This window comes from Klebsiella sp. C239 (assembly GCF_048822715.1).
GTDB classification, from domain to species: domain Bacteria; phylum Pseudomonadota; class Gammaproteobacteria; order Enterobacterales; family Enterobacteriaceae; genus Klebsiella; species Klebsiella quasipneumoniae.
Genome location: NZ_JBMEZK010000003.1, coordinates 153,036 through 179,530 on the forward strand (window position 1 = coordinate 153,036; position 26,495 = coordinate 179,530).

The following is a 26,495-nucleotide window of genomic DNA, read 5'->3' on the forward strand; positions in this document are numbered from 1 at the left end:
CTTAGCGTGCCGACTGAATAGCCGCAGAGGACTGTTCAAAGTGATAGCGGCCGGTTTTCAGGCTACTAGGTCCTTTGCGGGCAAACTTGAACATCAGGAACAGTTCAGCCACCAGGAACAGCGTGTACAGACCGCAGATCAGCAACATAGAGAAGATCAGATCGCCCGCGGTCAGCGACGAGTTGGCCACCGCCGTCGGCAGGACTTCACCAATCGCCCACGGCTGACGGCCGTATTCGGCAACAAACCAGCCCGACTCCACGGCAATCCACGGCAGCGGCAGGCCATAGAACGCGGCGCGCAGCAGCCATTTTTTCTCGCCGATACGGTTACGAATCACGCTCCAGAAGGAGGCGCCGATAATCAACAGCATCAGGATGCCGCACGCCACCATGATACGGAAGGCGAAGTACAGCGGTGCGACGCTTGGAATAGAGTCTTTGGTGGCTTTGGCGATCTGCTCTTCCGTGGCGTCAGCGACGTTCGGGGTATAGCGTTTCAGCAGCAGACCATAGCCGAGATCTTTCTTCACGTTATTGAACTGGTCGCGAACGGCCTGGTCGGTGGAACCGGCGCGCAGTTGCTCCAGCAGCGCGTAGGCTTTCATGCCGTTACGGATACGCTCTTCGTGCTGAACCATCAGATCCTTCAGACCGATAACCGGCTTATCCACCGAGCGGGTGGCAATGATGCCCAGCGCGTAGGGGATCTGGATGGCGAAGTGGTTAGTTTGCGCATTCTGATCGGGAATACCAAACAGGGTAAAGGCCGCCGGCGCAGGCTGGGTTTCCCACTCTGCTTCGATAGCCGCCAGTTTGGTTTTCTGCACGTCACCCATTTCGTAACCGGATTCGTCACCCAGCACAATAACGGAGAGGATCGCCGCCATACCGAAGCTGGCTGCGATGGCGAAGGAGCGCTTAGCAAAGGCAAAGTCACGACCTTTCAGCATGTACCAGGAGCTGATAGCCAGGATAAACATCGCACCGGTGACATAGCCAGACGCCACAGTGTGAACGAATTTCACCTGAGCAACCGGGTTGAGCACCAGTTCGGAGAAGCTGACCATCTCCATACGCATGGTTTCAAAGTTGAAGTCCGATGCGATAGGGTTCTGCATCCAGCCGTTAGCGACGAGGATCCACAGCGCGGAGAGGTTAGAGCCCAGAGCGACCAGCCAGGTGACGGCCATATGCTGAACTTTACCCAGACGATCCCAACCGAAGAAGAACAGACCTACAAAGGTGGATTCGAGGAAGAAGGCCATCAGACCTTCAATGGCCAGCGGCGCACCGAAGATATCGCCCACGTAGTGTGAGTAATACGACCAGTTAGTCCCGAACTGGAACTCCATGGTCAGACCGGTCGCCACACCCAGCGCGAAGTTGATACCAAACAACTTGCCCCAGAATTTGGTCATATCTTTATAAATCTGTTTGCCGGAAAGGACGTAGACCGTTTCCATGATGGCCAGCAGGAACGCCATACCGAGCGTCAGTGGCACAAACAGGAAGTGGTACATCGCGGTCAAGGCAAACTGTAAGCGCGACAGTTCGACTATATCTAACATCATGACTCCTTGCTCATCGCATGAAGACTCCGAAAATGAACCGAGAAGCTCTGGCTCATACGCATGCCCCAATACAAATTTTTATTTGTCGCCCGCCCGGAGCGGGTTTCAACCGAAAGTGAAACCACGCCAGGACAAGGTTACAAATACGTTAACGAAAAACCCAATTGATTCCCCAATATATTACGCCGCAATAACCTTACAATAAATATGTTTTTATTGTTCCAGTTTTACATTTTTCGACGGTGATCAATATATAGCGAAGATGGCCGGTTTAGGCCAATTTGACTTGAGACAATTTAACGTTTTTTGAAGGATTTTTCCAAGTATTAAGTATTGATATAAATCAATTTTTACTCTACGTGTTAATTATGTAGCTCAATAAAGAATATTGGTAAACCCAATGTTAATGCTGTGTTTAAAGTATGCCTTGATTGGTTACTAAAAAGGGAAAGATGAGAATCATAGGTAATATTATTTAACGCCACAGGAAAAAAATAAAAAAAAGAGCCGATCCGATTAATGCTAGACCGCTCACAGTATTTTTTCCTGCTTTCTTCTCCCCTCCCCCACTCTTTTTTTACTGTCTGTTTCGTTACCCTGCGGTACGACCAGGGCAAATTTTCATTTCCGACAACCGCGCGTCAATAATATTTATGAAATAATTCATAAAATCAATATGATAGATAAGGTTTTTGCCAAACGCAGGGTTTACTGACGCAGCGGCGTACGGAAGAAGCGGACAACGGCCAAAAAAAAGGCCACCTGACGGTGGCCAACCATGTCGAAATCGGACAGATTTCTGCTTGCGGATAAGCAGAGAGGGTTTACTTGATGATAGCTTTCAGCGCTTCGCCGATATCGGCCAGGCTGCGAACGGTTTTCACACCGGCTGCTTCCAGGGCTGCGAATTTCTCATCGGCAGTACCTTTACCGCCAGCGATGATGGCGCCAGCATGGCCCATACGCTTGCCCTTCGGCGCGGTCACGCCGGCGATGTAACCGACAACCGGCTTGGTCACGTGCTCTTTGATGTAGGCAGCCGCTTCTTCTTCCGCGCTACCGCCGATCTCACCGATCATTACAATCGCTTCGGTCTGCGGGTCTTCCTGGAACAGCTTCAGGATATCGATGAAGTTAGAGCCCGGGATCGGGTCGCCGCCGATACCGACGCAGGTAGACTGACCGAAGCCGTAGTCGGTGGTCTGCTTAACTGCTTCATAGGTCAGGGTACCGGAACGGGAAACGATGCCCACTTTACCCGGCTTGTGAATGTGACCCGGCATGATGCCGATTTTGCATTCGCCCGGCGTGATCACGCCTGGGCAGTTCGGGCCGATCATACGCACGCCCGCTTCGTCCAGTTTCACTTTCACGGTCAGCATATCCAGCGTCGGGATACCTTCGGTGATGGTGATAATCAGCTTAATGCCCGCGTCAATCGCTTCCAGAATGGAATCTTTGCAGAACGGCGCCGGAACGTAGATCACGGTCGCGGTGGCGCCGGTCGCTTCAACGGCTTCGCGCACGGTGTTGAACACCGGCAGGCCCAGGTGAGTGGTGCCGCCTTTGCCTGGCGTCACGCCGCCAACCATTTGCGTACCGTAAGCGATCGCTTGTTCAGAGTGGAAGGTCCCCTGGCTACCGGTGAAGCCCTGGCAGATAACCTTGGTATCTTTATTAATTAAAACTGACATTATTTCCCCTCCACTGCGGCAACAACCTGCTGTGCTGCGTCCGTCAGACTTTTCGCTGCAATAATATTCAGGCCGCTGTCAGCCAGTTTTTTCGCGCCCAGTTCGGCGTTGTTACCTTCCAGACGAACCACGACCGGAACGTTAACCCCAACTTCCGCTACCGCACCGATGATGCCGTCAGCGATCAGGTCGCAACGTACGATACCGCCGAAGATGTTCACCAGCACCGCTTTCACATTGTCATCAGAGAGGATGATTTTGAACGCTTCGGTGACGCGCTCTTTGGTCGCACCGCCGCCCACGTCGAGGAAGTTAGCCGGTTCGCCGCCGTGCAGTTTAACGATGTCCATGGTACCCATCGCCAGGCCTGCGCCGTTAACCATGCAGCCGATGTTGCCGTCCAGCGCGACGTAGTTCAGTTCCCACTGCGCCGCCTGCGCTTCACGCGGATCTTCCTGCGACTGGTCGCGCATTTCGCGCAGATCCGGCTGGCGGAACAGCGCGTTGCCGTCAGCGCCCAGTTTGCCGTCGAGGCAGATCAGGTCGCCCTGCTTAGTGATAACCAGCGGGTTGATTTCGATCAGCGCCAGGTCGCGCTCCAGGAAAATGGTCGCCAGACCCATGAAGATCTTGGTGAACTGCTGAACCTGTTTACCTTCCAGACCCAGTTTGAACGCCAGTTCACGACCTTGATAAGGCATCGGGCCCGCCAGCGGATCGATGGCGATCTTGTGGATCAGGTGCGGGGTCTCTTCCGCCACTTTTTCGATTTCCACGCCGCCTTCGGTAGAGGCCATGAAGACCACGCGACGGGAGCTACGGTCCACGACCGCGCCCAGGTACAGCTCTTTGTCAATATCGGTCGCCGCTTCAACCAGGATCTGGTTAACCGGCTGGCCGTTCGCATCTGTTTGATAGGTCACCAGACGTTTGCCCAGCCAGTGCTCGGCAAATGCGCGGATCTCTTCTTTGCTCTTCACCACTTTCACACCGCCCGCTTTGCCGCGGCCACCAGCGTGAACCTGACATTTCACTACCCACGGACCCGCGCCGATTTTTGAAGCGGCTTCTTCTGCTTCACGCGGAGTAGTACAGGCATAACCCACCGGCGCCGGTAAGCCATAGCGGGCAAAAAGTTGTTTTGCCTGATATTCATGTAAGTTCATGTGTTCAGTCCATCCTTCAGGGTGTAATTATCTTTAAACCTGTAGGCCTGATAACGGCGTTAACGCGTGTTATCCGGCCTACGGTAGGTAATACGCTTGCTGACTACACGTCCAGCAGCAGACGGGTCGGATCTTCCAGCAGCTCTTTAATCGCCACCAGGAAGCCTACCGATTCACGTCCGTCGATCAGACGGTGGTCGTAGGAGAGCGCCAGGTACATCATCGGCAGGATCTCTACCTTGCCATTCACCGCCATCGGACGGTCTTTAATGGCATGCATACCCAGGATGGCGCTCTGCGGTGGGTTGATGATCGGCGTGGACATCAGGGAGCCGAACACGCCGCCGTTGGTAATGGTGAAGTTACCGCCGGTCAGGTCGTCTACGGTCAGCTTGCCGTCACGGCCTTTCACCGCCAACTCTTTAATATTCTTTTCGATATCCGCCATGCCCAGCAGGTCAACGTCACGCAGAACCGGGGTGACCAGGCCGCGTGGAGTGGATACGGCCATGCTGACGTCGAAGTAGTTGTGGTACACCACGTCGTCGCCATCGATAGAGGCGTTCACTTCCGGATAGCGTTTCAGCGCTTCCACCACCGCTTTCACGTAGAAGGACATAAAGCCCAGACGGATGCCGTGACGTTTTTCGAACGCGTCGCCGTACTGCTTACGCAGATCCATGATTGGCTTCATGTTGACTTCGTTGAACGTGGTCAGCATGGCGGTGGAGTTTTTCGCTTCCAGCAGACGCTCGGCCACACGTTTACGCAGGCGGGTCATCGGGACGCGTTTTTCAGAGCGGTGGCCCAGCTGCGGCGCCGGCGCGGCTGCCGGGGCAGCGGCTGGCGCTTTGGCTTCTGCCGCCGCCGGGGCTTTCGCCAGATGTTTCTCGACATCTTCGCGGGTCAGGCGGCCGCCGACGCCGGTGCCTTTGATGGCCGCCGCGTCGAGGTTGTGTTCAGCCAGCAGACGACGGATCGCCGGGCTCAGCGCATCGTTGTTCTGCTCTTCCAGAGAGGCCTGCTGACGCTGCGCCGGCGTGGACGCTTTCGCATCGGCTTTTTCGCTGCTTTCTTTACCTGCGCTATTACCTTCGCGCAGGCGGCCAAGGATCTGGCGAGACAGGACGGTAGCGCCCTCGTCTTCCAGCACTGCATCCAGAATGCCGTCCGCTGATGCCGGTACTTCCAGTACCACTTTGTCAGTTTCGATTTCGACCAGGACTTCGTCACGGACGACCGCGTCGCCCGGTTTTTTGTGCCAGGTGGCGACGGTTGCGTCAGCTACGGACTCAGGCAGGTCGGGAACCAGAATATCTACGCTACTCATTGTGTATCCTTTAATTAATCGACGTTCAGCGCGTCATTGACCAGATCTTGTTGCTGTTTCTGGTGAACGGACATATACCCTACCGCCGGAGAGGCGGAGGCCGGGCGGCCTGCATAACGCAGAGAGGCCCCAAACGGAATCACTTCACGGAAGTGATGCTGGCTGCAGTACCATGCGCCCTGGTTGAGCGGCTCTTCCTGGCACCAGACAAAATCATGTACGTGCGCATACGCTTTCAGCGCATCCTGCACCGCCTGATGCGGGAACGGATAGAGCTGCTCGATACGAACGATAGCGACATCTTTTTGCTCGTTTTTACGGCGCTGTTCCAGCAGGTCGTAGTAAACCTTACCAGAGCACAGCACCACGCGCTTCACAGCCTGCGGATCAAGTTGATCGATTTCACCGATGGCCGGCAGGAAAGTGCCGTTCGCCAGCTCATCCATGCTGGAGACCGCCAGCGGATGACGCAGCAGCGACTTCGGCGACATCACCACCAGCGGACGACGCATACCGCGCAGCGCCTGACGACGCAGCATGTGGTACACCTGCGCCGGCGTGGACGGCACGCATACCTGCATATTCTGCTCAGCGCACAGCTGCAGATAACGCTCCAGACGGGCGGAGGAGTGCTCCGGGCCCTGGCCTTCGTAGCCGTGCGGCAGGAGCATCACCAGGCCGCACATCCGGCCCCACTTCTGCTCACCGGAGGAGATGAACTGGTCGATCACCACCTGCGCGCCGTTGGCGAAGTCGCCAAACTGCGCTTCCCAGATGGTCAGAGTACGCGGCTCTGCGGTGGCGTAACCATATTCAAACGCCAGCACCGCTTCTTCAGACAGCACGGAGTCCCAAACGCGGAACTGGCCCTGACCGTTATGGACATGCTGCAGCGGGGTGTAGGTTGAACCATTGGTCTGGTTATGGATCACCGCATGACGGTGGAAGAAGGTGCCGCGACCGGAGTCTTCCCCGGACAGACGCACCGGAATACCTTCGTCAACCAGCGTGGCGTAGGCCAGGTTTTCAGCGCCGCCCCAATCGAACAGCTTCTCACCTGCCGCCATCGCCTGGCGGTCGGCGTAAATTTTCGCCACGCGGGACTGCATTTCGATACCTTCCGGCACCGTACTGATGCGTTTGGCCAGCTCCTGCAGACGCTTCGGCTCCACTTTATCCGGATAGCTCTCGTCCCACTCATGGTTGAGGTACGGCGACCAGGTAAAGGAGTGCATGTTCATCGGACGCCATTCCTTCACCACGCATTCGCCGGCATCCAGCGCATCGCGGTAGAGGTTAACCTGCTCGGTAGCATCTTCCAGGGTCGCGACCTTGTCCTGCTCCAGCTTGTCAGCATAGATTTTGCGCGGGGTCGGGTGCTTTTTGATCTTCTGATACATCAGCGGCTGGGTTGCGCTCGGCTCATCGGCTTCGTTATGGCCGTGACGGCGGTAGCACACCAGGTCGATGAAGACATCGCGTTTGAAGGTATTGCGGAAATCCAGTGCCAGACGGGTGACGAAAGCGACCGCTTCCGGATCGTCGGCGTTGACGTGGAAAATCGGCGCCTGCACCATTTTACCGATGTCGGTGCAGTACGGGGTCGAACGCGCATCCAGCGGGTTAGAGGTCGTGAAGCCCACCTGGTTGTTGATAACGATGCGCACGGTCCCGCCCACTTCGTAACCGCGGGCTTTGGACATGTTCAGGGTTTCCTGAACCACGCCCTGGCCGGTCACCGCGGCGTCGCCGTGGATAGTGATCGGCAGAACCTTGTTGCTGCTCGGCTCGTCCAGACGATCCAGACGGGCGCGTACGGAACCGATCACCACCGGGCTGACGATCTCGAGGTGCGACGGGTTAAACGCCAGCGCCAGGTGCACCAGACCGCCTTCGGTTTCTATATCGGAAGAGAAGCCCATGTGGTACTTCACATCGCCGGTACCGAGGTGTTCTTTATGTTTGCCGGCAAACTCGTCGAACAGGTCCTGCGGTTTTTTACCCAGCACGTTGACCAGCACGTTGAGACGGCCACGGTGCGCCATGCCCAGCACCACTTCACGGGTGCCGCTCTTACCCGCATGGCGGATCATCTCTTTGAGCATGGGGATCAGGGCGTCGCCACCCTCCAGCGAGAAGCGCTTCGCCCCCGGGAATTTGGCGCCGAGGTAGCGCTCCAGCCCTTCCGCGGCAGTCAGTTCGCCGAGGAAACGCTTTTTCTCTTCCGCGGTAAAGCTCGCTTTGCCGGCTACCGATTCAATGCGCTGCTGGATCCAGCGTTTTTCTTCGGTAGAGGTGATATGCATGTATTCCGCGCCGATGGAGCCGCAGTAGGTTTGCTTAAGGGCGGCAATCAGCTCGCCCAGCTTCATCGTGTCTTTACCGATGGCAAATGAACCTACGTTATAGCTTTCCTGGAAATCGGCCTCGGTCAGATCGTGGTAGGCCGGATCGAGATCCGCCACTCTCTCTTGCTTCCACAGCCCCAGCGGATCGAGATTCGCATGCTGGTGGCCACGGAAACGGTATGCGTTGATGAGCTGCAGGACTTTAACCTGCTTCACATTGGTGTCTGGGTCGGAAATCGAAGAAGTGTAACGTGAGGCATCCTTCGCCAGTCGACGGAAATAATCACGCGTTTTGGAATGAAATTGATCCGGTTTAACTCCGGTGCCAGGTAACTGCTGGAACATTGAACGCCAGTTGGCGTCAACAGAGTCAGGATCGGTTAAGAAGTCTTCATAGAGCTGTTCTATCCAGCTCTGGTTCGAACCAGAGAGGTAAGAAGAGTCCAGCCAGGCTTTCATTGCGCCGTTCTGCATCGTGATCCCTTAAGCATTCATATGCTTATTTCGCCGTAGAAACTACCACGCACACCGAGTGCACGTGCCGGGGTTCACTTGTTGCGGACGAGTTGTGGTTTCTATCCGCTAAGGAACCTTTAAAAACTGCCATTAATCTTCGGCGTTCAGGCTGCGGTTGCGTTAGCTGCCTTCACTTTCCCCGGTCACATAGTTCACTATGCTCCCGGGGATGCGTTCAGTTGCCGCCTTACCTCGCTCTGAACGCCTTGATTACTGGTACATATTTGGCGGTTTTTAAAGATTTCCTGCTATATCTATTGCCTGATGGCGCTTCGCTTATCAGGCCTACAAAATATGCTCCTGTAGGCCGGATAAGACGTTTACGTCGCCATCCGGCAACTAAAACAACTTACGCGCTGCGCTGCAGCAGCATCGACTTAATATGGCCGATGGCGCGCGTCGGGTTCAGCCCCTTAGGACACACACTGACGCAGTTCATAATGCTGTGACAGCGGAATACGCTGAAAGCATCGCTCAGGCCGTCCAGACGCTCGCTGGTTTCGGTATCGCGACTGTCGATCAGGAAGCGATACGCCGCCAACAGGCCGGCCGGGCCGATGAACTTGTCCGGGTTCCACCAGAACGACGGGCACGAGGTCGAACAACATGCGCACAGAATACACTCGTACAGGCCATCGAGCTTCTCACGCTGCTCAGGCATCTGCAGATGCTCGCGAGCCGGAGGATTTTGCCCATTATTCAACAAGTAAGGCTTAATCTTCTCATATTGTGCATAGAATTGCCCCATGTCCACCACCAAATCACGGATAACCGGTAATCCTGGCAGCGGACGGATAACAATCTTCTTGCCCGGCTGATTCAGCGCGGAGATTGGCGTGATGCACGCCAGACCGTTTTTCCCGTTCATGTTCAGGCCATCGGAACCGCAGACCCCTTCACGGCAGGAGCGGCGGAACGACAGCGACGGATCTTTTTCTTTCAGCTGGATCAGCGCATCCAGCAGCATCATGTCACGACCTTCTTCCGCGTCGAGGGTGTAATCCTGCATGTGCGGAGCGTCGTCAACATCCGGGTTATAGCGATAAATTGAAAACTCGAGTTTCATTTTCCTGTCTCCGCATTAATAAGTACGAATCTTCGGCGGGAATGCCGGACGCAGTTTCGGTTCCATGTTGACGCTACGACGCGTCATGGATTCCGACTCTGGCAGATACAGGGAATGGCACAGCCAGTTTTCATCATCACGATCCGGGAAGTCGAAGCGGCTGTGAGCGCCACGGCTCTCGGTACGGAAGTTAGCGGATACGGCGGTCGCGTACGCGGTTTCCATCAGGTTATCCAGCTCCAGGCACTCAACGCGCTGGGTGTTGAACTCGCTGGAGGTATCGTCGAGACGGGCGTTTTTCAGGCGCTCGCGGATCACTTTCAGCTGTTCCAGACCTTTGTGCATCGCATCGCCTTCGCGGAACACCGAGAAGTTATGCTGCATACATTCCTGCAGCGCTTTGCGGATCGCCACCGGATCTTCACCGGAACGGGTGTTGTTCCAGCGGTTGAGGCGGTCCAGCGAGCCTTCGATATCGGATTCGCTGGCGTCGCGCAGCGTGCCCTGCTCGGCGATAGACTCCTGCAGATGCAGGCCCGCCGCGCGGCCGAAGACCACCAGGTCGAGCAGCGAGTTGCCGCCCAGACGGTTGGCGCCGTGGACCGATACGCAGGCGATTTCGCCCACCGCGAACAGACCCGGGATCACCACGTCTTCGCCCTTCTCATTGACGGTCAGCGCCTGGCCGGTCACTTTGGTCGGGATACCGCCCATCATGTAGTGGCAGGTTGGGATAACCGGGATCGGCTCTTTCACCGGATCGACGTGAGCAAAGGTACGGGACAGCTCAAGGATACCCGGCAGACGAGATTCCAGAACCTCTTTACCCAGGTGATCCAGTTTCAGTTTCGCGTGCGGGCCCCACGGACCGTCGCAGCCGCGGCCTTCGCGGATCTCGATCATGATGGAACGCGCCACCACGTCACGACCCGCCAGGTCTTTCGCGTTCGGCGCATAACGCTCCATAAAGCGCTCACCGTGTTTATTCAGCAGATAACCGCCTTCGCCGCGGCAACCTTCGGTGACCAGAACCCCGGCCCCGGCGATACCGGTCGGGTGGAACTGCCACATTTCCATATCCTGCACCGGCACGCCGGCGCGGATGGCCATCCCGACGCCGTCACCGGTGTTGATGTGGGCGTTGGTGGTGGACTGATAGATACGGCCTGCGCCGCCGGTCGCCAGCACGGTGGCGCGGGCTTTAAAGTAGACCACTTCGCCGGTCTCGATGCACAGGGCGGTACAACCCACCACCGCGCCGTCCTGGTTTTTCACCAGATCGAGGGCATACCATTCGGAGAAGATAGTGGTGTGGTTTTTGAGGTTCTGCTGGTACAGGGTGTGCAGCAGGGCGTGGCCGGTACGGTCAGCCGCCGCCGCGGTACGCGCCGCCTGCTCGCCGCCAAAGTTCTTCGACTGGCCGCCGAACGGGCGCTGATAAATACGGCCGTCGTCAAGACGGGAGAACGGCAAGCCCATATGCTCCAGCTCGAGAATCGCTTCCGGGCCGGTCTTACACATATATTCGATGGCGTCCTGGTCGCCGATATAGTCCGACCCTTTTACGGTGTCGTACATATGCCATTCCCAGTTATCTTCATGGGAGTTACCGAGCGCGACGGTGATACCACCCTGCGCGGATACGGTGTGCGAACGGGTCGGGAAAACTTTGGAGAGCAGCGCACAGGTCTGTCCGCTCTGGGAAATTTGCAGCGCCGCGCGCATACCTGCGCCGCCGGCACCGATGACAACAGCATCAAACTCTCTGACTGGCAATTTCATTACACACCCCACACCACAACAAATCCATAAAGAACGTAAGCCACCAGCGCCACAACGATAGCCAGTTGCAGAACCAGGCGCAGAGCCAGTGGTTTAACGTAGTCCGTTAACACCTGCCACATCCCGATCCAGGCATGGATAAGAATGGAAACGAGAGCCAGCAGAGTGAAGACTTTAGTGAAGCCGGAGGCAAAGAATCCGGTCCACACTTCCCATGAGATTTCACCGGTGGTCGCGAAGAAGCCAACCATGTAGATGATGTAGAGGGTCAGAACGATGGCGGTAGCACGGACCAGAATAAAGTCATGTACGCCGTTGCGTCCCAGTGCTGAGGCGTTGCTTACCATACGAGGACTCCTGCGAGAAGTGAAAGCACGACAGTAATAACAAAAGAAATCTTGGCGGAACGTTTCCCTGCTTCGAGGGTTTCGTCCAGGTAGCCAAAGTCCATCATCAGATGGCGGATACCAACAACGACGTGATAGGCCAGCGCGGTGAGAATGCCCCACATGATGAACTTCACAAAGAAGCTATCCATGATCGAGGCCGCCGTCAGAAAACCTTCAGGGGAGGAGAGGCTGGTGCCCAGCAGCCAAAGCAGAATTCCGACCGCCACGAAGGTGATGACACCGGAAACGCGATGGAGAATGGACGCTATCGCCGTGATTGGGAACCGTATCGTTTGTAGATCCAGATTGACAGGTCTTTGTTTTTTCACATTTCTTACCATGAATAACGCCCACATGCTGTTCTTATTGTTTCCTTCCTCCGGTCTGCTTGCGGGTCAGACAGCGTCCTTTCTATAACCAGAAGTCATGTTAAAACGTCTTTTCAGGCATTAAAACATCACTAAACAACGCTGGGTGGCTCGGGATTGCAGGGTGTTCCGGAGACCTGGCCGCAGTATAGGCCGTTCACAAAATCATTACAATTAACCTACATATAGTTTGTTGGGTTTTCTCCGGAACAGTGATCAAGGTCACGATAACAACATTTTTTTAATTTTTAATCACCTGATTTGACAAATATTAAACATTCTTGTTACAACCATTACCAGTTAAATGCAATAATGCTCAAAAGTTATGAGGTCACGCTTTCACCTGAGAATAAGTTATGTAACAGTGTGTCAGTATTGACCGATGTAATCAGGACAGTTATTAGTGGTATACAGGTTTTAATATTCGGACTGCTAAAACGCTGATTTGCTGTTGTTTCACCGCAGCCCTGAAGAACGTGCCATCAAGCGCCGTTGCTCTGTACCCTGCCCTTTTCGCTGACGCAGAGCTGTGTGCAACATAACAAACTGGTAACGTATACGGGCGCGGGCCGAAAGCAAATCCACCACCCGGCAGTCTTAAGCAATAAAGGCGCTAAGGAGACCATAAATGTCTGATGCTAAAGCAAAAATCACCCTGGGTGGTGACACTGCTATTGAACTGGATGTGCTAAAAGGCACGCTCGGTCAGGATGTTATTGATATTCGTAGTCTTGGTTCAAAAGGCGTATTTACCTTTGACCCAGGTTTCACATCTACCGCTTCCTGTGAATCTAAAATTACGTTTATCGATGGTGACGAGGGGATCCTGCTGCACCGTGGCTTCCCGATCGACCAGTTAGCGACCGAATCAAACTATCTTGAAGTTTGTTACATTCTGCTGAACGGTGAAAAACCGACCCAGGCCGAATATGACGAATTCAAAACCACCGTCACCCGCCACACCATGATCCATGAGCAGATTACTCGTCTGTTTCATGCGTTCCGTCGCGATTCTCACCCGATGGCCGTTATGTGCGGGATCACCGGCGCCCTGGCGGCGTTCTATCACGACTCCCTCGACGTGAATAACCCGCGTCACCGTGAAATTGCCGCCTATCGCCTGCTGTCCAAAATGCCGACCATGGCAGCCATGTGTTACAAGTATTCTATCGGCCAGCCGTTTGTTTATCCGCGCAATGACCTCTCCTACGCCGGCAACTTCCTGCGCATGATGTTCGCCACGCCGTGCGAAGAGTACGAAGTCAATCCGGTGCTGGAGCGCGCAATGGACCGTATTCTGATCCTGCACGCCGATCACGAACAGAACGCCTCGACCTCGACGGTACGTACCGCGGGCTCTTCCGGCGCTAACCCGTTCGCCTGTATCGCAGCCGGCATCGCCTCCCTGTGGGGACCGGCGCACGGCGGCGCCAACGAAGCGGCGCTGAAAATGTTGGAAGAGATCAGCTCCGTTGAGCACATTCCGGAATTTGTTCGTCGTGCGAAAGACAAGAATGACTCTTTCCGCCTGATGGGCTTCGGCCATCGTGTGTACAAAAACTACGACCCGCGCGCCACCGTGATGCGTGAAACCTGCCATGAAGTGCTGAAAGAGCTGGGCACCAAAGACGACCTGCTGCAGGTGGCCATGGAGCTGGAGCATATCGCGCTGAACGACCCATACTTCATCGAGAAGAAACTCTACCCGAACGTCGACTTCTACTCCGGTATCATCCTGAAAGCGATGGGTATTCCGTCCTCCATGTTTACCGTTATCTTCGCCATGGCGCGTACCGTGGGCTGGATTGCGCACTGGAACGAAATGCACAGCGATGGCATGAAAATCGCCCGTCCGCGTCAGCTCTATACCGGCTACGAAAAACGCGATTTCCAGTCCGACATCAAGCGTTAATCTCGCTGTCCGGATGATAAAAACGCGCCTGATGGCGCGTTTTTTTATGCCTGACGATGAGGTCTGGCGCTGCCTGGCCGCCGGCTTAATGCTGGCAGTGCGGGCACCAGTAAAAGGGCCGCGAGGAGAGCATCGTCTTCTCAATCACGCCCCCGCAGCGCTCGCACTGTTCGCCATCGCGATGGAACACCTTAAAGCGGAACAGCGCGCCGTGGTGCTTGTTGTCATCGGGCTGGCCGCGGGTACGATAAGAAAGCCGCGGGATATCAAGCAGCGCGTGCGCCAGCGCATCCAGTTGTATTGCATTCAGCTCCGAGGCCTTATGCTGCCCGGTCAGCCCCACCTGCCAGAGGATTTCCACCCGCAGATAGTTTCCCAGCCCGGCAAGAAAAGCCTGATCCAACAGCAGGCCGGAAAACTGACGATGGCGGAATTTGGCCGACAGCAGCCGCGCTTTCACCTGCTCCGCGGTTAACGTCATATCCAGTACGTCCGGACCGATGCGCAGCAAGAACGGATGGTTGGCCACCTGCTCCGCTGTGAGCATCTCAATGTCCGACGCGCTGTAGAGCAAAATCGCCTTGCTGGCGGTCTGGAGCCTGACGCGCAGCACCCGGTTAGAGGCGGGCTGTTCGCCAGCGTCAACCACGCGCCAGACGCCGTACAGCTGATTATGGCTGTACAGGGTCAGGCCGCCGGAGAAGCGGGTCAGCAGGGCTTTGCCCCGGGTGTCGATATGGGTAACCCGCTGACCAATCAGCGGGGTTTGGTAGGGTTGCAACCGGGGAAAGGCGAACCAGACGTCGGTTAAGGGTTCGTCTTTGATTGCCGCCTCCAGTGTATCCGCCGCGCGGCGGATCTCCGGACCTTCCGGCATACTGTCATCCTTTTGTCAGTGGGTGGCGCCGCCGCCCAGTTTACTGTCCACAGGCTGGCGCAGGGCCACGGCAATGGCCGTCTCCAGCGCCTCCCGCACGGTGGCGATCGCCATACTCGGCTCACCGGGATGGGCCGCCGCCTGCGCCGGTAGCCATGGAATATGGATAAAACCGCCTCTCACCTCAGCCTGACCCTGCAGCCTGTGCAACAGGCCGTACATGACGTGGTTGCAGACGAAGGTGCCGGCAGTCTGCGACACCGAGGCCGGGATCCCGCGATCGCGCAGCGCGCTGACGATCGCTTTGATCGGCAAGGTGCTGAACCACGCCGCCGGCCCGCCGTCGACGATCGGCGTGTCGATGGGTTGCTGGCCTTTGTTATCGGGGATGCGCGCATCATCGACGTTGATCGCCACACGTTCGACGCTGATATCGACCCGACCGCCGGCCTGCCCCACCGCGATAACCAGCTTCGGCTGCAGGTCCTCTATCGCCGCGTCGAGCGCCGACAGCGCCTCGCCAAACACGCAGGGAAGCTGCCGGGCGGTCACCGGCTGGCCAGCAATCATAGTGCCGTCAAGCTGCTGCACCACTTCCCAGGAAGGGTTCACCGTCTCGCCGTCAAAGGGTTCGAAACCGGTGAGTAATACTCCCGCCACCATCCTCTCCTTCGCGGTCATGCCGATTGTCATATCTCAGCCTCAGGCTGAGCGCTGACCAGAATATGGCGCCCGGCGAACGCCGCCCGCAAACGGCGGGCAAAATCGAGGGCATGCGGACCATCACCGTGCAGACATACCGTCTGCGCCACCACATTCGCCCATTCGCCGCTGACGCTGCGCACCCGGTGGTGTTGCACCATCTCGAGGGTTTGCGCCAGGGCCTGCTCTTCGCTGTCAATCAGCGCCCCGGTCTGGCTGCGCGGCACCAGGCTGCCGTCGGCCAGATAACCGCGATCGGCAAACACCTCCTGACGCGTCGTCAGACCATAGCGCTGTCCGGCGCGGATCAATTCGCTGCCCGCCAGACCCACCAGCACCAGCTGCGGGTTAACATCGCGGACCGCGCGGGCGATCGCGTCGGCCAGCGGCGGCGATTTGGCCGCCTGGTTGTAGAGCATGCCGTGCGGCTTCACGTGCTGCAGCTGGCCGCCCTGCGCCTGAACGATCGCCGCCAGAGCGCCAATCTGATACAGCGTCTGGGCATAGACCGTTTCCGGCGGTAGATCCATCGCCGTGCGGCCAAAATTTTCCCGGTCGGGATATCCCGGATGGGCGCCCACCGCCACGCCGTACTTCAGCGCCTCGCGCACGCTCTGCACCATCAGCCCGGCGTCGCCGGCGTGAAAACCACAGGCGATATTCGCCGATGACACCAGCTGGAGCAGCGCGCTATCGTTCGCCCCGCCTTCCCCGAGATCGGCATTAAGATCAATCATCATCGTGGAGTCTCCAGGCCAGTTGTTCAAGATAACGCTGGCGATCGGCCCGCGCCTTCAGCGCCTCCTCCAGCGAGCAGGCCACGAAATGGATCGGCTGCCCCAGCGGGATCTGCGCCAGCTGGTACATATCGGCATCGATAATGCAGGCGATCCGCGGATAGCCGCCGGTGGTTTGCGCGTCGTTCATCAGCACAATGGGCTGGCCGTTGTGCGGCACCTGCACCACGCCCGGCAGCAGGCCGTGCGACAGCATTTCACGATCGGTGGTGCGTTTCAGCGGCTGCCCCTGCAGGCGGTACCCCATGCGGTTACTCTGCGGACTGAGCTTCCAGGGGGCGCGCCAGAATGACGCCTGCGAGGCCTCGTCAAATTCATGGTACTCCGGCCCGGGCAGCGCACGAATGCGGTTGCCCAGCGGCAGCTGCTTGACGCCGCGCGGGGTGGTGAAGCGGCGGGCGGCTTTCCCGAGCTTCAGCTTGTCGCCATCCTGCAGGCGGCGTCCTTCCAGACCGCCAATCCCCGCCTTGAGATCCGTGCAGCGCGAGCCAAGGACCTCGGGGACCGCAATCCCGCCCGCCACCGCCAGATAGCTACGGATGCCATGCTGCGGCGTTTTCAGCACCAGCCGCTGCCCGGCCCGGTAGGCGGTGCGCCAGCCCACCCAGACCGCTTTACCGTCCAGCGTCGCTTCGCAGGCGGCGCCGGTCAGCGCAAACCAGCCGCTGCGGGCAAATTCGATCTCCACCTGGCCGAGGGTAATCTCCAGCCCGGCGGCATTCGCCTCGTTGCCAACCAGCAGATTGGCAATCACCAGCGAGGGATAATCCAGGGCGCCGCAGCGGCTGATGCCAGACTGGCGCAGGCCTTCTCGTCCACCGTCCTGTACCGAGGTGTACAGGCCGGCGCGGATCAAGGTCAACATACCCCCTCCTTTTGCGGCACAAAGCGAATTTTATCGCCCACGCGCAGTAGCGCAGGCTCCTTCCGCGCCGGGTCGAACAGCGTCAGCGCGGTGCGCCCCAGCAGCTGCCAGCCGCCGGGCGTCGCCAGCGGATAGATACCGGTTTGCGCGCCGCCGATACCCACCGACCCGGCCGGGACGAGCACGCGCGGTTCGGCGCGACGCGGCGTCGCCAGCGCCGCAGGCAGCCCGCCCAGGTAGGGAAATCCCGGCTGAAAACCAATAAACCAGACCAGATATTCCACCGAGGCGTGCAGCTCCACGACCTGTTTTTCACTCAGGCCGCTGTGCTGCGCCACCACCCCGAGGTCCGGTCCGGCCTCGCCGCCGTAGACGACCGGAACAGACAGCGAGCGCGACTCAGGCTCGATCGCGAGGCTCTCCTCCCACCAGCGCTGCAGACGGTCTATCGCCTCCCACGCCACCTCCTGCGGGCGGCGGAGCACCACAGTGATATTGTTCATGCCGGGAATGGCGTCAATCACCTCTTCATGGTTCGCCAGACGCTGGGCTAATCCCCAGATCCGTTGCTGGCTTTCAAGGGTAACCGGCGGCTCCAGCTCCAGCACGACAGCCGTTTCTCCTAACAGATAACAACGCGCTCGCTGCACTTTTCTCTCTCCCGTCAGGCAGGGTTAGGAATATCAATAAAGGTGACATCCAGGTCGGTGGTTTCCGTCAGCCATTCGCTGAGGGCGCGAATGCCGCCCCGCTCGGTGGCGTGGTGGCCGGCGGCATAAAAATGCAGGCCCTGCTCGCGGGCAGAGTGGATGGTTTGTTCCGACACCTCGCCGGTGATAAACGCGTCCACGCCAAAGCGCGCCGCGGCGTCGATAAAGCTCTGGCCGCCCCCGGTACACCAGGCGACGCGGCTGACGGTGTCCGGCCCGGTATCGCCGCACCACAGCGGCTTGCGTCCCAGCCGCGCTTCAATCCACGAGGCCAGCTCGAGGCCGGACACCGGCATCGACAGTTCGCCCCAGGGCACCAGCGGTTCGATTTCGCCCAGCACGTTAATCCCCAGCAGATGCGCCAGCTGCGCGTTATTGCCCAGCTCGGGATGGGCATCCAGCGGCAGGTGCCAGCCGTAGAGATTGATATCGTTGGCCAGCAGGGTTTTCAGGCGCCGGCGCTTCATGCCGCGGATCACTGGCGATTCGTTTTTCCAGAAATAGCCGTGATGGACGATTACCGCATCCGCCTGCAGGCGGACGGCCTCATCCAGCAGCGCCTGGCTGGCCGTGACTCCGGTGACGATCTTGTGCACCGTGTCGCGCCCTTCCACCTGCAGACCGTTAGGGGCGAAGTCACTGATGGCTGCGCTATTGAGCTTGTCGTTTATCAGTTGTTCCAGTTCGCTATTTTTCATCGCCACTCCAGCAGATAATCAGGGTATACAAAGGCATAACATAACCAGATCCATTCGGGTCGTCGATAGTCCGCCTCCGACACTGACGATGACTTTTTACCGAATAGCGCAATTTGTCTATTCATCCCGCCGCGCATTCGTGTATATTTATGCACTAATAAAGCATATTAAATAATCAGAAAGCCCCTCAAGCCATGAATATGACTAATTAAACGCTATTCATGCAGAACGATCGACTTTCGCTTTACGCCAGGAAACACACTTCTCATGAAGACAACATCATCGCAACCGCGGGCGATTTACTACGTCGTGGCGCTGCAAATCTGGGAATACTTTAGCTTCTACGGCATGCGCGCCCTGCTGATCCTCTATCTCACCAATCAGCTTAAATATGACGATAACCACGCTTACGCCCTGTTCAGCGCCTACTGTTCGCTGGTCTATGTGACGCCGATCCTCGGCGGCTATCTGGCCGATAAGCTGTTAGGCAACCGGATGGCGGTCATGCTCGGCGCGCTGCTGATGGCCATTGGCCATCTGGTGCTCGGGGCCAGCGAAACCGCCCCGGTCTTCCTCTACCTGTCGCTGGCGATCATCGTCTGCGGCTACGGGTTGTTTAAATCCAACGTCAGCTGTCTGCTGGGCGAGCTGTACGAACCCGCCGATCCGCGTCGCGATGGCGGTTTCTCGCTGATGTATGCCGCGGGCAATATCGGCTCGATCATCGCGCCGATCGCCTGCGGCTACGTCCAGGAGGAGTATAGCTGGGCGATGGGCTTTGCCCTGGCGGCCATCGGCATGGTGGCGGGACTGGTGATTTTCCTCTGCGGCAACCGTCACTTCCAGCATACCGCCGGCGTGAACCGCCAGGCGCTGTGCGCCCGTCGCTTCCTGCTGCCGAACTGGGGCTGGCTGCTGGTGCTGCTGGTCACTGCTCCGCTGCTGATTGCCGTGCTGTTCTGGCAGGAGTGGTCGGTATATGCCCTGATCGTGGCCACGGCCATTGGCCTCGCGGTGCTGGCGCGGATCTACCTGCGCGCCGAGACCGATAAACAGCGCAAGGATCTGCGCCTGATCGTCGTCCTGACCGCTTTCAGCCTGCTGTTCTGGGCCTTCGCCCAACAGGGCGGCAGCTCCATCAGCCTGTATATTGACCGCTTCGTTAACCGCCATATCATGAGCTACGAAGTTCCTACCGCTATGTTCCAGTCGATCAACGCCTTCGCGGTGATGCTCTGCGGCATGGTGCTGGCGTGGCTGGTGAAAGAGAGCGTCGGCGGTAATCGCACCGTGCGCATCTGGGGTAAATTTGCCCTCGGTCTGGGCCTGATGAGCGCCGGGTTCTGCATCCTAACCCTCAGCGCCCGCTGGTCGGCGGCCTATGGTCAGTCGTCTATGCCGCTGATGGTGCTGGGGCTGGCGGTGATGGGTTTTGCCGAACTGTTTATCGACCCGGTCGCGATGTCGCAAATCACCCGCATTGAGATCCCGGGGGTCACCGGGGTGTTGACCGGCATCTATATGCTGCTCTCCGGGGCTATCGCCAACTATCTGGCCGGCGTTATCGCCGACCAGACCTCGCAGGCGTCATTCGACGCCGCCGGGGCGGTGAACTACTCCATTGACGCCTACATCAACGTCTTCAGCCAGATCACCTGGGGCGCGCTGGCCTGCGTCGGCGTGGTGCTGGTCATCTGGCTGTATCACTCGCTGAAGGTCAGGACCCGCCGTCTGGCGGTGGAGTAATCCCCTTTCTGGCGGCCTCCCAGGCCGCCAGCGTCTCCTGCCGCGCCTGCTTGTGATCGACTATCGGGCGCGGATAATCCAGCGTAATCCCCTGTTTATCCGCCCACGCCCACGGCTGATGCAGCGCCTTCTCCGGCACCTTTGCCAGCTCCGGCAGCCAGCGACGCATAAACCCCCCCTGCTTATCAAACTTCTCGCCCTGGGTGGTGGGATTAAATATGCGGAAATAGGGCGCGGCGTCGGTGCCCGTCGAAGCCGCCCACTGCCAGCCGCCGTTGTTCGCCGCCAGGTCGCCATCAATCAGCTGGCTCATGAAATAGCGCTCCCCTGCCCGCCAGTCGAGGCGCAGATCTTTAGTCAGGAAGCTGGCGACGATCATGCGCAACCGGTTATGCATCCAGCCGGTGGCGTTAAGCTGGCGCATGGCGGCATCGACAATCGGATAGCCGGTCTCCCCGCGCTGCCAGGCCTGCAGGGCGCCATCCTCTTCGCGCCAGGCGACCTGATCGGTCCAGGCGACAAACGGCCGTCCTTTACAGAGTTTCGGATAGTAGACCATCAGATGGCGGTAAAACTCGCGCCAAATCAGCTCATTAAGCCAGGTGGCGCCTGCCCCGCCGTCCAGCGCGGCGGGGTGTTCCGTCAGCAGCCGATGCAGGCACTGGCGCGGCGACAGCACCCCGGTGGCCAGGCAGGGCGACAGGCGACTGGTCCCTTCCACGGCCGGGAAGTCGCGCTGCCCCTCATAATCCGCCGCCGGTTGCTGACAAAACGTGCGCAGCCGCGCCAGCGCCGTTTTTTCATCCGCGGCAAACAGCAGCCCATCGAACGGCGTTTGCGGATAGTTGAGCTCCGGCGGCGGCGGCGCCTGGCGGGCGAGAGCCTCGCGCGGCTTTGGCGCGGCCACGCACGCCGGCAGCCCTTCCCGCAGCCGGCGAATAAACGCATTCTTAAACGGAGTGAAGACTTTATACATTTCGCCGCCGCCGGTCAGTACGCTGCCGGGCGGCAACAGGACGCTGTCGTCAAATCCCTGGCAAATCACTTCGCTCAAGGTGTTCTCAACGGCGGCATCGCGCTGGCGTTCATTGAATTCGTACTGATAGTTGTAGAACAGGTGACTGACCTGGTGCTGCTGGCAAAACTGGGCCAGCCGCTCGACGCTGGCGCTAAAATCGTCCGCCTCTTCTACCCACAACGGTATGCCACGCTCCGCCAGCGCGGCGTGCAGACTGTGCAAATGGCTGGCGATAAAAGCGGCCTGCCGCGGCGCCATATGATGCTCGCGCCACTGCCCCGGGGTGGCAATATAGAGCGCCAGCACCTGCGCCTGCGAATCGCGGCAGGCGGCGGCCAGCGCCAGGTTATCGTGAATGCGTAAATCCGTGCGTAACCAGACCAGATGGGTGGCCATATCACTCCTCATTATCCGTCAGCAAAACTCATCTCATGATCTAAGCCGGAAAAAATAGCGCGCTCCGGCAAAATAAGCACCTGCCAATTCCGCTGCGGCGCTTGCAACGAGTGTAGACAAGCGACGAAAAAAAACCGCCGGGGGCAACCGGCGGTTATTGGCTTTCATTGCAGCAGGGCGAATCAGTAGAAGTCGTGAGCGGCTTTTTCCGCCTGCGCCATCCACACCGGCTGCTCGCTGGTTTTCGACCACACCCGGTGCAGCCAGCTGTAATAGCGGGCGCGATCTTTCCAGAACAGCATCACCGGCAGCGCCGCGACGCCAGCCACGACGGCGAAAGCCCGACGCAGCAAAATAATATGAGCAGGATAAGCTTTGTACAACGCCATCATTTCTCTCCCCTTTGTCAGGCCGGCAAGTCGCGCCGGTAAAAAATTACCATGTTTGTTTGAGCAAAATAGTACCGCGTTGGTTGTAATTTTACTACTCATCCGACCACTAAAAAGCACGTATTTATACTTAATTTACATTCATCCCGTAAATTAGTTACGAAAAAGTTAAATTAATACTAACCATCAGTTAAATTGTGCCTTTGCCATTTTTATACTTTTTTTACACCGCGCCTGCGGATTTTTGCGAAATCTTTGCGCCGTAATTTCTATTCTCCTGGTAAATCAAAAACACACCCGGAGGTGGATTGTGACTGCAGGCGTACTCACTGGCGTTGGGCTGGTGTTCCTGTTACTGGCTTATCTGGTTTATGCCTTGATACATGCGGAGGCATTCTGATGGCTGCCCAGGGATTTTTATTATTAGCCAGCTACCTGCTGGTATTGCTGGCGCTGGCGCGCCCGCTGGGGATGTGTCTGGCGAGAATGGTGAACAACATCCCGCTTCCCGGCCTGGCCGGCGTCGAGCGCGTCCTGTGGCGCGTGGCCGGGATCCGCGCCGATGAGATGGGCTGGCTGCAGTATTTGCTGGCGATCCTGCTGTTTAACGCCCTCGGCGGCCTGGCGCTGTTTGCCCTGCTGATGCTCCAGGGCGTGCTGCCCTTTAACCCGCAGCACCTGCCGGGGCTGCCGTGGGATCTGGCGCTCAACACCGCGGTCAGCTTTGTCAGTAATACCAACTGGCAGGCTTACGCCGGCGAAAGCACCATGAGCTATCTCAGCCAGATGGTGGGGCTGACGGTGCAGAATTTCCTCTCCGCCGCCACCGGCATCGCCGTGGTCTTCGCCCTGACCCGCGCCTTCGCCCGACAGAAAATGTCCACCCTCGGCAATGCCTGGGTGGACCTGACGCGCATTACCCTGTGGCTGCTGCTGCCGCTCTCTCTGCTGGTGGCCCTGTTCTTTATTCAGCAAGGCGTGCCGCAGAACCTGCAGGCTTACCAGCCCTTTACCACCCTCGAAGGGGCGCACCAGCTGCTGCCGATGGGGCCTGTCGCCTCACAGGAAGCGATTAAGCTGCTGGGCACCAACGGCGGCGGTTTCTTTAACGCTAACTCCGCCCATCCGTTTGAAAACCCGACGGCGCTGACCAATCTCGTGCAGATGCTGGCCATCTTCCTGATCCCGGCGGCGCTGTGCTTCGCCTTCGGCGAGGTGGTGAGCGATCGCCGCCAGGGGCGCGCTATTCTGTGGGCGATGACGCTGATCTTTATCCTCTGCGTCGCCGTGGTGATGTGGGCGGAAACCCGCGGCAACCCGCACCTGTTGACGCTGGGCGCCGACAGCAGCCTGAATATGGAAGGTAAAGAGAGCCGCTTCGGTATTCTCGCCAGCAGTCTGTTCGCGGTGATCACCACCGCCGCCTCCTGCGGCGCGGTCAACGCCATGCATGACTCCTTCACCGCGCTGGGCGGGATGGTGCCGATGTGGCTGATGCAGATTGGCGAAGTGGTGTTCGGCGGCGTCGGCTCGGGTCTCTATGGCATGCTGCTGTTCGTTATGCTGGCAGTGTTTATCGCCGGGCTGATGGTCGGCCGCACCCCGGAGTACCTCGGGAAGAAAATCGATGTCCGGGAAATGAAAATGATCGCCCTGGCCATTCTGGTCACCCCGACGCTGGTGCTGCTTGGCACGGCGCTGGCGATGATGACCGAGGCCGGCCGCGCCGGGATGTTCAACCCCGGACCACACGGCTTTAGCGAGGTGCTGTACGCCGTCACCTCGGCGGCCAATAACAACGGCAGCGCCTTCGCCGGCCTGGGCGCGGCGACGCCCTTCTGGAACCTGCTGCTGGCGTTCTGCATGCTGGCTGGACGCTTCGCCGTCATCATTCCGGTGATGGCTATCGCCGGCTCGCTGGTGGCGAAGAAAATTCAACCGGCCAGCCCCGGTACCCTGGCCACCCACGACGCCCTGTTTATCGGTCTGCTGATCGGCACCGTGCTGCTGGTGGGCGCCCTGACCTTTATTCCTGCGCTGGCGCTTGGCCCGCTGGCCGAACACTTTTCCTTACTTTGAGCGATGCGGAGCCCCCTGTTATGAGTCGCAAACAATTAGCCCTGCTGGAGCCGACGCTGGTGCGCCAGGCGCTGCTGGATGCCGTGAAAAAACTCAGCCCGATGGTGCAGTGGCGCAATCCGGTGATGTTTATCGTCTGGGTGGGCAGCCTGTTAACCACCCTGCTGGCCATCGCCATGGCTGGCGGCGCTCTGACCGGCAGCGCCACGTTTACCGCCGCCATCAGTATCTGGTTATGGTTTACCGTGCTGTTCGCCAACTTTGCCGAAGCGATGGCGGAAGGCCGCAGCAAAGCCCAGGCCAATAGCCTGAAAGGGGTGAAAAAAACGGCCTTCGCCCGTAAGCTGCGCGCCCCGCAGCACGACGCGACGGTCGACCATGTGCCGGCGGAAGACCTGCGCAAAGGCGACGTGGTGCTGGTGGAAGCCGGGGATATTATCCCCTGCGATGGCGAAGTCATCGAAGGCGGCGCCTCAGTGGACGAAAGCGCCATTACCGGCGAGTCCGCGCCGGTGATCCGCGAATCCGGCGGCGATTTCGCCTCGGTGACCGGCGGGACGCGCATCCTCTCCGACTGGCTGGTGATCCGCTGCAGCGTCAACCCGGGAGAAACCTTCCTCGACCGGATGATCGCCATGGTGGAAGGCGCCCAGCGCCGTAAAACGCCGAACGAAATCGCCCTGACGATCCTGCTGATCGCCCTGACGCTGGTGTTCCTGCTGGCCACCGCCACCATCTGGCCATTCTCGGCCTGGAGCGGCAATGCGGTGAGCGTCACCGTGCTGGTCGCTCTGCTGGTGTGCCTGATCCCGACCACCATCGGCGGTCTGCTGTCGGCGATCGGCGTCGCCGGGATGAGCCGTATGCTGGGCGCCAACGTGATCGCCACCAGCGGCCGCGCGGTGGAGGCCGCTGGCGATGTCGATGTCCTGCTGCTGGATAAAACCGGGACCATTACGCTTGGCAACCGGCAGGCCTCCGCTTTCCTGCCGGCGCGCGGTGTGGAAGAGCGAACCCTCGCCGACGCCGCCCAGCTCTCCTCGCTGGCTGACGAAACCCCTGAGGGACGCAGCATCGTGGTGCTGGCGAAGCAGCGCTTCAACCTGCGCGAACGCGATCTGCAGTCGCTGCACGCCACCTTTGTCCCCTTTACCGCGCAAACGCGGATGAGCGGCATCAATATCGATCAGCGCATGATCCGTAAAGGCTCGGTGGACGCGATTCGCCGTCACGTGGAGGCCAACGGCGGCCACTTCCCTGCCGATGTCGAGAAGCAGGTGGAAGAGGTCGCCCGCCAGGGGGCCACGCCGCTGGTGGTTGCCGAAGGTGAAAAGGTGCTGGGGATTATTTCGCTCAAAGATATCGTCAAAGGCGGCATCAAAGAGCGTTTCGCCCAGCTGCGCAAAATGGGCATTAAAACGGTGATGATCACCGGCGATAACCGCCTCACCGCCGCGGCGATCGCCGCCGAGGCCGGCGTCGACGATTTCCTCGCCGAAGCGACGCCGGAAGCCAAGCTGGCGCTGATCCGCCAGTATCAGTCGGAAGGTCGGCTGGTGGCGATGACCGGCGACGGCACCAACGACGCGCCCGCGCTGGCCCAGGCCGACGTGGCGGTGGCCATGAACTCAGGCACCCAGGCGGCGAAAGAGGCGGGCAACATGGTCGACCTGGATTCCAACCCCACCAAACTGATTGAGGTGGTCCATATCGGCAAACAGATGCTGATGACGCGCGGCTCGCTGACCACCTTCAGTATTGCCAACGACGTGGCGAAATATTTCGCCATTATTCCGGCGGCGTTTGCCGCGGTCTATCCCCAGCTGGCGATGCTGAACGTGATGGGCCTGCATTCGCCATCGTCGGCGATCCTCAGCGCGGTTATCTTCAACGCGCTGATCATCGTCTTCCTGATCCCGTTGGCCCTGAAAGGGGTGAGCTATCGCCCGCTCTCCGCCTCGGCGATGCTGCGCCGCAACCTGTGGATCTACGGCCTCGGCGGTCTGCTGGTGCCTTTTATCGGTATTAAAGCCATTGACCTGCTGCTGACCCTGAGCGGTCTGGTGTGAGGAAC

Annotated in this window: 23 protein-coding genes; 6 read left to right on the top strand and 17 right to left on the bottom strand. The window is 58.6% G+C overall.

Features of this window, described 5'->3' with window-relative positions; all coding sequences use genetic code 11:
* Position 1: 1 nt before the first annotated feature.
* The 9 genes from cydA to sdhC all read right to left on the bottom strand — a co-directional run bounded on the left by cydA (position 2) and on the right by sdhC (position 12,220).
* On the bottom strand, positions 2–1,570 hold the full coding sequence (gene cydA / locus ACOI6Z_RS09650; protein ID WP_002895047.1) for a cytochrome ubiquinol oxidase subunit I: 1,569 nt from the start codon (positions 1,568–1,570) through the stop codon (positions 2–4).
* An 827-nt stretch (positions 1,571–2,397) separates the two neighbouring features.
* Entirely contained in the window at positions 2,398–3,267 is an 870-nt protein-coding gene (gene sucD, locus ACOI6Z_RS09655; protein ID WP_004885990.1) for a succinate--CoA ligase subunit alpha, read from the bottom strand.
* Positions 3,267–4,433, bottom strand: a complete 1,167-nt coding sequence (sucC, locus tag ACOI6Z_RS09660; protein ID WP_002895039.1) for an ADP-forming succinate--CoA ligase subunit beta — start codon at positions 4,431–4,433, stop codon at positions 3,267–3,269. Before sucC ends, sucD begins: the two co-directional genes overlap by 1 nt.
* A gap of 103 nt (positions 4,434–4,536) precedes the next feature.
* A complete protein-coding gene (gene odhB, locus ACOI6Z_RS09665) occupies positions 4,537–5,763 on the bottom strand; it encodes a 2-oxoglutarate dehydrogenase complex dihydrolipoyllysine-residue succinyltransferase (RefSeq protein WP_023288876.1) in 1,227 nt (408 codons plus the stop codon).
* Positions 5,764–5,777: 14 nt separating this feature from the next.
* Positions 5,778–8,585: a 2-oxoglutarate dehydrogenase E1 component gene (gene sucA / locus ACOI6Z_RS09670; protein WP_023288875.1), complete on the bottom strand. Its 2,808-nt coding sequence runs from the start codon at positions 8,583–8,585 to the stop codon at positions 5,778–5,780.
* A 391-nt stretch (positions 8,586–8,976) separates the two neighbouring features.
* The gene (sdhB, locus tag ACOI6Z_RS09675; protein ID WP_023288874.1) at positions 8,977–9,693 is read right to left on the bottom strand and encodes a succinate dehydrogenase iron-sulfur subunit SdhB; all 717 of its coding nucleotides are present in this window, start codon (positions 9,691–9,693) and stop codon (positions 8,977–8,979) included.
* 15 nt (positions 9,694–9,708) lie between these two features.
* On the bottom strand, positions 9,709–11,475 hold the full coding sequence (gene sdhA / locus ACOI6Z_RS09680; RefSeq protein WP_004179067.1) for a succinate dehydrogenase flavoprotein subunit: 1,767 nt from the start codon (positions 11,473–11,475) through the stop codon (positions 9,709–9,711).
* Positions 11,475–11,822 (bottom strand): succinate dehydrogenase membrane anchor subunit, encoded by a 348-nt coding sequence (gene sdhD / locus ACOI6Z_RS09685; protein WP_002894949.1) that lies wholly within the window; start codon positions 11,820–11,822, stop codon positions 11,475–11,477. Before sdhD ends, sdhA begins: the two co-directional genes overlap by 1 nt.
* A complete protein-coding gene (gene sdhC / locus ACOI6Z_RS09690; protein ID WP_004142216.1) occupies positions 11,816–12,220 on the bottom strand; it encodes a succinate dehydrogenase cytochrome b556 subunit in 405 nt (134 codons plus the stop codon). The genes sdhD and sdhC overlap by 7 nt, the downstream gene beginning before the upstream one ends.
* Before the next feature lie 324 nt (positions 12,221–12,544).
* On the opposite strand from sdhC, the gene ACOI6Z_RS09695 reads away from it, so the two are divergent.
* Positions 12,545–12,676, top strand: coding sequence for a hypothetical protein (locus ACOI6Z_RS09695; RefSeq protein ID WP_420537587.1), 132 nt, complete (start codon positions 12,545–12,547; stop codon positions 12,674–12,676).
* 184 nt (positions 12,677–12,860) lie between these two features.
* Positions 12,861–14,144 (top strand): citrate synthase, encoded by a 1,284-nt coding sequence (gene gltA / locus ACOI6Z_RS09700; RefSeq protein ID WP_023288873.1) that lies wholly within the window; start codon positions 12,861–12,863, stop codon positions 14,142–14,144.
* An 85-nt stretch (positions 14,145–14,229) separates the two neighbouring features.
* On the opposite strand, the gene nei is transcribed toward gltA, so the two are convergent.
* From nei to ACOI6Z_RS09730, 6 genes are read right to left on the bottom strand one after another with little or no spacing between them, the layout of a single operon-like run.
* Positions 14,230–15,021 carry an endonuclease VIII gene (gene nei / locus ACOI6Z_RS09705; RefSeq protein ID WP_023288872.1) on the bottom strand — a complete coding sequence of 264 codons (792 nt, stop codon included), beginning with the start codon at positions 15,019–15,021 and terminating at the stop codon, positions 14,230–14,232.
* Between the two features lie 15 nt (positions 15,022–15,036).
* Complete coding sequence (gene pcp, locus ACOI6Z_RS09710) at positions 15,037–15,681, bottom strand: pyroglutamyl-peptidase I (protein WP_048334976.1); 645 nt, start codon at positions 15,679–15,681, stop codon at positions 15,037–15,039.
* 29 nt (positions 15,682–15,710) lie between these two features.
* On the bottom strand, positions 15,711–16,463 hold the full coding sequence (gene pxpA / locus ACOI6Z_RS09715; RefSeq protein ID WP_065812195.1) for a 5-oxoprolinase subunit PxpA: 753 nt from the start codon (positions 16,461–16,463) through the stop codon (positions 15,711–15,713).
* A complete protein-coding gene (gene pxpC / locus ACOI6Z_RS09720; RefSeq protein ID WP_023288869.1) occupies positions 16,453–17,385 on the bottom strand; it encodes a 5-oxoprolinase subunit PxpC in 933 nt (310 codons plus the stop codon). Before pxpC ends, pxpA begins: the two co-directional genes overlap by 11 nt.
* Entirely contained in the window at positions 17,379–18,035 is a 657-nt protein-coding gene (gene pxpB, locus ACOI6Z_RS09725; RefSeq protein ID WP_044521671.1) for a 5-oxoprolinase subunit PxpB, read from the bottom strand. Before pxpB ends, pxpC begins: the two co-directional genes overlap by 7 nt.
* Before the next feature lie 14 nt (positions 18,036–18,049).
* A complete protein-coding gene (locus tag ACOI6Z_RS09730; RefSeq protein ID WP_004885970.1) occupies positions 18,050–18,793 on the bottom strand; it encodes a type 2 GTP cyclohydrolase I in 744 nt (247 codons plus the stop codon).
* Positions 18,794–19,060: 267 nt separating this feature from the next.
* Between ACOI6Z_RS09730 and ACOI6Z_RS09735 the strand changes: the two genes are divergently transcribed.
* Positions 19,061–20,539 (top strand): MFS transporter, encoded by a 1,479-nt coding sequence (locus ACOI6Z_RS09735; protein ID WP_032455154.1) that lies wholly within the window; start codon positions 19,061–19,063, stop codon positions 20,537–20,539.
* Here ACOI6Z_RS09735 and phrB read toward each other — a convergent pair.
* Together phrB and ACOI6Z_RS09745 are read right to left on the bottom strand one after the other, a co-directional pair.
* Positions 20,511–21,953 carry a deoxyribodipyrimidine photo-lyase gene (gene phrB, locus ACOI6Z_RS09740; RefSeq protein WP_064158156.1) on the bottom strand — a complete coding sequence of 481 codons (1,443 nt, stop codon included), beginning with the start codon at positions 21,951–21,953 and terminating at the stop codon, positions 20,511–20,513. The genes ACOI6Z_RS09735 and phrB overlap by 29 nt on opposite strands.
* Before the next feature lie 182 nt (positions 21,954–22,135).
* The gene (locus tag ACOI6Z_RS09745) at positions 22,136–22,345 is read right to left on the bottom strand and encodes a DUF2517 family protein (RefSeq protein WP_004142243.1); all 210 of its coding nucleotides are present in this window, start codon (positions 22,343–22,345) and stop codon (positions 22,136–22,138) included.
* A gap of 307 nt (positions 22,346–22,652) precedes the next feature.
* On the opposite strand from ACOI6Z_RS09745, the gene kdpF reads away from it, so the two are divergent.
* From kdpF to kdpB, 3 genes are read left to right on the top strand one after another with little or no spacing between them, the layout of a single operon-like run.
* A complete protein-coding gene (gene kdpF, locus ACOI6Z_RS09750; RefSeq protein WP_020323459.1) occupies positions 22,653–22,742 on the top strand; it encodes a K(+)-transporting ATPase subunit F in 90 nt (29 codons plus the stop codon).
* A complete protein-coding gene (gene kdpA / locus ACOI6Z_RS09755) occupies positions 22,742–24,421 on the top strand; it encodes a potassium-transporting ATPase subunit KdpA (protein WP_060589633.1) in 1,680 nt (559 codons plus the stop codon). The genes kdpF and kdpA overlap by 1 nt, the downstream gene beginning before the upstream one ends.
* 20 nt (positions 24,422–24,441) lie before the next feature.
* Positions 24,442–26,490 (top strand): potassium-transporting ATPase subunit KdpB, encoded by a 2,049-nt coding sequence (gene kdpB / locus ACOI6Z_RS09760; protein WP_004885966.1) that lies wholly within the window; start codon positions 24,442–24,444, stop codon positions 26,488–26,490.
* The last annotated feature ends 5 nt before the right edge of the window (positions 26,491–26,495 follow it).

Bases quoted from the DNA above. Each gene is read 5' to 3' on its own strand.
- ACOI6Z_RS09735 (WP_032455154.1), top strand. From the start codon at position 19,061: ATGAAGACAACATCATCGCAACCGCGGGCGATTTACTACGTCGTGGCG.
- kdpB (WP_004885966.1), top strand. From the start codon at position 24,442: ATGAGTCGCAAACAATTAGCCCTGCTGGAGCCGACGCTGGTGCGCCAG.
- ACOI6Z_RS09695 (WP_420537587.1), top strand. From the start codon at position 12,545: ATGCTCAAAAGTTATGAGGTCACGCTTTCACCTGAGAATAAGTTATGT.
- sdhC (WP_004142216.1), bottom strand. From the start codon at position 12,220: ATGTGGGCGTTATTCATGGTAAGAAATGTGAAAAAACAAAGACCTGTC.
- phrB (WP_064158156.1), bottom strand. From the start codon at position 21,953: ATGGCCACCCATCTGGTCTGGTTACGCACGGATTTACGCATTCACGAT.
- odhB (WP_023288876.1), bottom strand. From the start codon at position 5,763: ATGAGTAGCGTAGATATTCTGGTTCCCGACCTGCCTGAGTCCGTAGCT.
- sdhA (WP_004179067.1), bottom strand. From the start codon at position 11,475: ATGAAATTGCCAGTCAGAGAGTTTGATGCTGTTGTCATCGGTGCCGGC.
- nei (WP_023288872.1), bottom strand. From the start codon at position 15,021: ATGCCGGAAGGTCCGGAGATCCGCCGCGCGGCGGATACACTGGAGGCG.
- sucC (WP_002895039.1), bottom strand. From the start codon at position 4,433: ATGAACTTACATGAATATCAGGCAAAACAACTTTTTGCCCGCTATGGC.
- ACOI6Z_RS09745 (WP_004142243.1), bottom strand. From the start codon at position 22,345: ATGATGGCGTTGTACAAAGCTTATCCTGCTCATATTATTTTGCTGCGT.
- sucD (WP_004885990.1), bottom strand. From the start codon at position 3,267: ATGTCAGTTTTAATTAATAAAGATACCAAGGTTATCTGCCAGGGCTTC.
- cydA (WP_002895047.1), bottom strand. From the start codon at position 1,570: ATGTTAGATATAGTCGAACTGTCGCGCTTACAGTTTGCCTTGACCGCG.
- gltA (WP_023288873.1), top strand. From the start codon at position 12,861: ATGTCTGATGCTAAAGCAAAAATCACCCTGGGTGGTGACACTGCTATT.
- sucA (WP_023288875.1), bottom strand. From the start codon at position 8,585: ATGCAGAACGGCGCAATGAAAGCCTGGCTGGACTCTTCTTACCTCTCT.
- sdhB (WP_023288874.1), bottom strand. From the start codon at position 9,693: ATGAAACTCGAGTTTTCAATTTATCGCTATAACCCGGATGTTGACGAC.
- kdpA (WP_060589633.1), top strand. From the start codon at position 22,742: ATGGCTGCCCAGGGATTTTTATTATTAGCCAGCTACCTGCTGGTATTG.
- sdhD (WP_002894949.1), bottom strand. From the start codon at position 11,822: ATGGTAAGCAACGCCTCAGCACTGGGACGCAACGGCGTACATGACTTT.
- pxpA (WP_065812195.1), bottom strand. From the start codon at position 16,463: ATGATGATTGATCTTAATGCCGATCTCGGGGAAGGCGGGGCGAACGAT.
- ACOI6Z_RS09730 (WP_004885970.1), bottom strand. From the start codon at position 18,793: ATGAAAAATAGCGAACTGGAACAACTGATAAACGACAAGCTCAATAGC.
- pxpC (WP_023288869.1), bottom strand. From the start codon at position 17,385: ATGTTGACCTTGATCCGCGCCGGCCTGTACACCTCGGTACAGGACGGT.